This window comes from Kitasatospora sp. NPDC024654 (genome assembly GCF_055559155.1).
Genome location: NZ_JBVHLF010000185.1, coordinates 1 through 5,257, shown reverse-complemented (window position 1 = coordinate 5,257; position 5,257 = coordinate 1). Strand labels below are relative to the sequence as shown.

Here is a 5,257-nt window from a genome sequence, read left to right as displayed (position 1 = left end):
CTGCGACGACGATCTTCGCCGAGGTGGTGGCGCGGGTGGCCGCGGGGCTAGAGCTTGCGAAGTCCACTGAGGACCCTTTCGAGCAGCGTGACGTCGGGCTGGTTGCCGGATTCGCCCCCGGCGGCGGGCTGGTGGATGGCGACCAGGCCGGCCTCGGCCAGGTCCGCCACGAGGATCCGCGCCACCCCGAGCGGCAGGCCGAGCAGCGCGGAGACCTCGGCCACCGACTTCACCTCGGTGGCGCACAGGCCGCAGATCCGCTGGTGCTCGGGCAGCAGGGTGGCCAGCCGGGCCGGTTCGACGCTGGCCGAGACCAGTGCCTCCAGGGCCAGTTCGTACCGGGGCCGGGTGCGTCCGCCGGTCATCGCGAACGGGCGGATCAGCGGGCCGCTGTCCTGCTCCTCCGGCTCCGCCGGGCGGGTCGGGCGCGTCGGTGCGACGGGCTGCTCGACCCCCTGGCCGGGGTTGCCGTACTGCTGGCCGTACGGAGGCTGGCCGTACGGCTGGCCGGGGCCGGCGCCGGGCGAGCCGAAGGCGTCGTGACCGGTGCCGGGGTACGGAACACCGTACTGGCCCTGATGGTCATCGGGCGGTGTCACGGGTCCTCTCCTCACAGGGTGCGGCGGTGCTGGAGCAACGGAGCTGACCCGGTCCCGGAGGAGCCGTGGCCAGTGGTGCGAGGGGCCGTACAGAGCCCGGCGCCGAGTCGGCCGAAGCCGACTCGGAGTGGGCGGTCGGATACTACAAGTACTACGAAGCGGACGGCGCCCCGTCGCCGGGGTGCCGTCCGACGGGACGTCAGTGCAGGAGGCTGCCCTGGAGTTCGGCGCGCAGCGCGGGGGTGAGGACGGCGCCGGCGCGGTCGACCAGGAGGGCCATCTCGTAGCCGACCAGGCCGATGTCGGAGTCGGGGGAGGCGAGGACGGCGAGGGAGGAGCCGTCGGAGACGGCCATGAGGAAGAGGAAGCCCCGTTCCATCTCGACCACGGTCTGGTTGACGTCGCCGCCCTCGAAGATCCGGCTGGCGCCGGAGGTGAGGGAGGTGAGGCCGGAGGCGACGGCGGCGAGTTGGTCGGCGCGGTCGCGGGGGAAGCCCTCGGACATGGCGAGCAGGAGACCGTCGGCGGAGACCACCACCGTGTGCGACACCCCGGGGGTGTTGTCCACGAAATTGGTGATCAGCCAGTTCAGGTTCTGTGCGGCCTGGCTCATCTGACTCATCTGAACTCAACGCTCCTGGTGGTTCGAGCCGCCGAAGAGATCGGTGCTGCTGTTGTGCTGTCCCTGCCCGGACCGGCCGGGCTGGCTGGGATCGATCCGGAAGCTCCCGGTCGAACCCGAGTTACGGCCCTGCTCGACGCCACGGCGCAGGTTGGTGAGCCGGCCGCGCACCTCCTCAGGGTTCCGGGAGACCTGCGGCCCGTCCTGCGGGGCCGAAGCCCCGTCCTGCGCGGCCGACTTGGCGTTGCCGGCCACCAGGTTCTGCTTGGGCACCCGGCGCGGCAGGCCGGAGCCGGTCACGCCGCCCGAGGCGGGCTCGCGCAGCTGCTCGGCACGCTGCCAGTCCGCGTCGTTCTGCGACTGCCAGCTGGGGCCGGTCGGCGTGCTCGAACCGCCGAGCGCGGACACCTCGTGGCTGCCGCGCGCCGGGGCGGCGTCTGCCGAGGTGTCCCGGGCACCGGTGAACCAGTTGGGCTGCTCTTCGGTGCCCGGGGTGCCGATCGCCCGGGTGGCCCCCAGGTTGCTGTTCAGCTGCTGGCCGGGCCGGCGCAGCGGCAGGCCGGAGCCCAGCGCGTCGCCGGCGGGCAGCGCCGGGGTCTCCGCCTGGTAGGGGTGCTGGGCGGGATCCTCCGGCCGCCGGCTGCTCTGCTGGAAGCCGTCGAACCGCTCCGGCTGGTACGGGTCGTTGCCGTAGCCGCCCTGGTAACCCTGCTCGGCGTGCGGCTGCTGCTCGGCGTAGCCCTGGCTCGCGAAGAAGCCGTCCTGGCGGCCGTAGGCCTGCTCCTGGTAGCCGCCCTGGTACTGGTCCTGGGCGTACTGCTGCTGCTCGGGGTAGCCCTGCTCCTGGTAGCCCTGGTCGGCGTAGTAGCCGCCCTGGTACTGGTCCTGGTACTGGTCCTGCCCGTACGGCTGCTGCTCGAGGTAACCCTGCTCGGCGTACGGCGGCTGCGGGTACTCCGCGGTCTCCGGCTCGCTCTCGACGAACTCGGCCTCGACGAACTCCGGCTCGGCGAACTCCGGCTCGGCGAACTCCGGCCCGGCGAAGTCGGCCTTGGCGGGGGCCGGCTGACCGGCCTCCTCGCCCGGGCCGGCCTCCAGGGCGGCCCGTCGGCGCTGGTCGATCCGCTGCGAGCGCTGCATCGACTCCAGGGCCGGGCTGAAGCCGTCCCCGCCGCGGCCGACCGCGAGGTTGTCGTCGAAGCCCAGCTCCGCGGCGCTGCGCGGGGCGGCCGAGTCGGCCTGCCAACCGGCCGCCTGCGGCTCCTGGTCGGCGAAGATCCGGGAGACCGTGAACTCCTCCTCCGGCTCCGGCATGGCCCGCATCTGGGTCAGCTGGGGCGGGAGCATGACCAGCGAGGTGGTACCGGCCGACTCGCCCGAGGGGCGCAGCTGGACCCGGATGCCGTGCCGGTCGGACAGCCGGCCGACCACGAAGAGGCCCATGCGGCGGGAGATCGCGGCGTCGACGGTGGGCGGCTCGGCGAGCTTCTCGTTGATCTCGGCGAAGTCCTCGGCGGTCAGGCCGATGCCCTTGTCGTGGATCTCGACCAGCACCCGGCCGTCCGGCAGCCGGGTCGCGTTGACGTTGACCCGGGTCTGCGGGCTGGAGAACGAGGTGGCGTTCTCCAGCAGCTCGGCGAGCAGGTGGACGAGGTCGGTCACGGCGGCGCCGACGACCTCGGCCTCCGGGATGTTCGACAGCTCGATGCGCTCGTACTGCTCCACCTCGGACGCGGCGGCGCGCAGCACGTCGACCAGCGGGACCGGGGTGTTCCAGCGGCGGCCCGGCTCCTCACCCGCGAGAACCAGCAGGTTCTCACCGTTGCGGCGCATACGGGTGGCCAGGTGGTCCAGCTTGAAGAGGTTCTCCAGCTGGTCCGGGTCGGCCTCGTTGTTCTCCAGGTCGGTGATCAGCGCCAGCTGGCGCTGGATCAGGCTCTGGCTGCGGCGCGAGAGGTTGGAGAAGATCGCGTTCAGGTTGCCTCGGAGCAGGGCCTGCTCGGCGGCGAGCGAGACCGCCTGCCGGTGGACCTGGTCGAAGGCGCGGGCGACCTCACCGATCTCGTCCTTGCCCCACAGGGCGATCGGCTCGACGTTGGTGTCCACCCGGTCCGGGTCGGTCTTGGAGAGCTTCTCGACCAGGTCCGGCAGACGGTGGTTGGCGATGTCCAGCGCGGAGGTGTTGAGCACGCGCATGCCGAGGATCATCGAGCGGGCGATGAACCCGGTGAGCAGACCGGCCAGGGCCAGCGAGGCGATCACGATCGCGGCGTTGGTGATGGCGTCGCTCTGCGCGTTGTCACGCTCGGTGGTCGAGTCCTGCACGACGCTGTTCAGCAGCTTGGTCTCGGCCACGTGCTGCGGGTTGATCACCGTGTTGGTGGCCTGCAGCCAGTTGTCCGAGGTGAGACCCGCGGCCTGGGCGGCGGCGGCCGCCGCGTTGGCCTGGGCGACGCCCTGGGAGTCACCGGTCTGGGCGGCCTGGGTGAAGGCGAGGCCGATGTTCATCAGCAGGTCGGTGGTCGGCAGGGTGTGGCCGTCCGGCATCCGCTGCGGGGCGTTGGCGTCGGCGTCCGACTGGGCGACCGTGGCGTCCGCGAAGACCTTGTTGTCGGCGTCGTCCGAACCGGTCTGGAACTCGGTCATCGCGACCTGCTGCAGCTTGTCGGCGACCAGCAGCTCCTCGATGAGCTCGGTGTTCTCGTAGCGGGTCACCCGCTGGGTCTGCACACCGGTCATCAGGGTCAGCATGAGCGCGCGCTGGTCCGAGGCGGAGGCCTTGGCCAGCGACATCGCGTAGATGCTGCGGGCCCGGCTCACGCCGGCCGCGGTCTCGCCGCCGATCGAGTTGTCGAAGGAGAGCAGCGGGTCGATCAGCGCCTCGTAGGCGGCCGCCGTCGCGGTGGCGAACAGCTCCGGACCGTAGGCGTTCTGGCGCAGCGCCTGCAGGCTGCTCAGCGCGATGTCGAACGAGCTGTTGCGCGCCGCGAGTTCGGCGTCGTTGTCCGGGGCGACCTTCTTGTAGGCGGCCTGGTAGGCGACCAGCGCCTGGTCGCTCTGGGCCCGCAGCTTGGCGACCTCGCCCTGCGGGTCCTGGCCGGTCATCAGGGGTATCGCGGAGAGGTCGCGCTCGTTCTCGTAGGCGTTGGCCAGGTTGGTGGCCGCGCGGGCGAGTTCGGCGGCGCGCTCGTCGTGGCTCGCCTTGGTGTAGCTGTCGAACGAGGTGTTGACGCGCAGACCACCGAAGACCAGGCCGATGATGACCGGGATCAGCAGAATCGCGACCAGTCGCACCGGCACGCGCCAGTTGCGGAAGGCCAGGGACTCGTACCGGCTGCCGGACGGCGGCCGGTCGCCGCCGCCGGCCAGGACGTCGGGGCCGCCTGCGGGGCCGCGTCCACCGGGGCCACCGGGGCCGCCGGGGCCAGCGGGGCCGCTCGGGGCCTTCGGACCTGCTCCGCCGGCCGCCGGACGGCCGCCCGGGAGCCCGGACGGCGGGCGCTCCGAACTCGCCGTGAAGGCGGAGAAACCGGGCGGGTTCTGGCCGCTGGCGTCGGGCTCGCGGGGCTCGGAGCGCCGCTGCGGGGTGCTTGGCTGCTTACGCCTCACTCGACAACAACCTCTCGGCCGACTTGCGGCCATGGATCAATCCAGCTGCTACCCCCCGGCCGCGGCCTGCCGCTGGATGGAACTGCCTTGGGTGACTTCGGGGTCGCTGGAATTTCAGCACGTACGGGGATAGGGGACAAACGACCCTGGTTTTGCGGACGCTGGTGCACAAACTGGACATTCAGCCACAGCCCAGCCCAAAGTCCCGAGGACCGTGTACGGAGTGAATTGACATGCATACTGTCCGTGACCAAAGCGTCCGAAATGCCTACCGAACCGTTATCCGATACACAGCAGAGGACCCCGGCGGCGGGGTCCCCTGCTGGTCTCATCGGAGTCGGGCGAGGAGGGCGTGCTCGACGAGGGTGATGAGGGCGCTCTTGGCGCTGTCCCGGCGGCGGGCGTCGAGGGTGATGATGGGGGTGTC

At 71.6% G+C, this 5,257-nt stretch carries 3 protein-coding genes and 1 pseudogene; all 4 read right to left on the bottom strand.

Annotation, left to right across the window (positions count from 1 at the left end; genetic code table 11):
- Positions 1 to 47: 47 nt before the first annotated feature.
- Positions 48 to 599, bottom strand: a complete 552-nt coding sequence (locus tag ACZ38L_RS38340) for a DUF742 domain-containing protein (protein ID WP_465702581.1) — start codon at positions 597 to 599, stop codon at positions 48 to 50.
- A gap of 199 nt (positions 600 to 798) precedes the next feature.
- Complete coding sequence (locus tag ACZ38L_RS38335; protein ID WP_396568563.1) at positions 799 to 1,221, bottom strand: roadblock/LC7 domain-containing protein; 423 nt, start codon at positions 1,219 to 1,221, stop codon at positions 799 to 801.
- Between the two features lie 6 nt (positions 1,222 to 1,227).
- Positions 1,228 to 4,830, bottom strand: a complete 3,603-nt coding sequence (locus tag ACZ38L_RS38330) for a sensor histidine kinase (protein WP_465702578.1) — start codon at positions 4,828 to 4,830, stop codon at positions 1,228 to 1,230.
- A 328-nt stretch (positions 4,831 to 5,158) separates the two neighbouring features.
- Positions 5,159 to 5,257, bottom strand: a pseudogene (locus tag ACZ38L_RS38325) (ATP-binding protein); the annotation flags it as partial.

Bases quoted from the DNA above. Each gene is read 5' to 3' on its own strand.
- ACZ38L_RS38335 (WP_396568563.1), bottom strand. From the start codon at position 1,221: ATGAGTCAGATGAGCCAGGCCGCACAGAACCTGAACTGGCTGATCACC.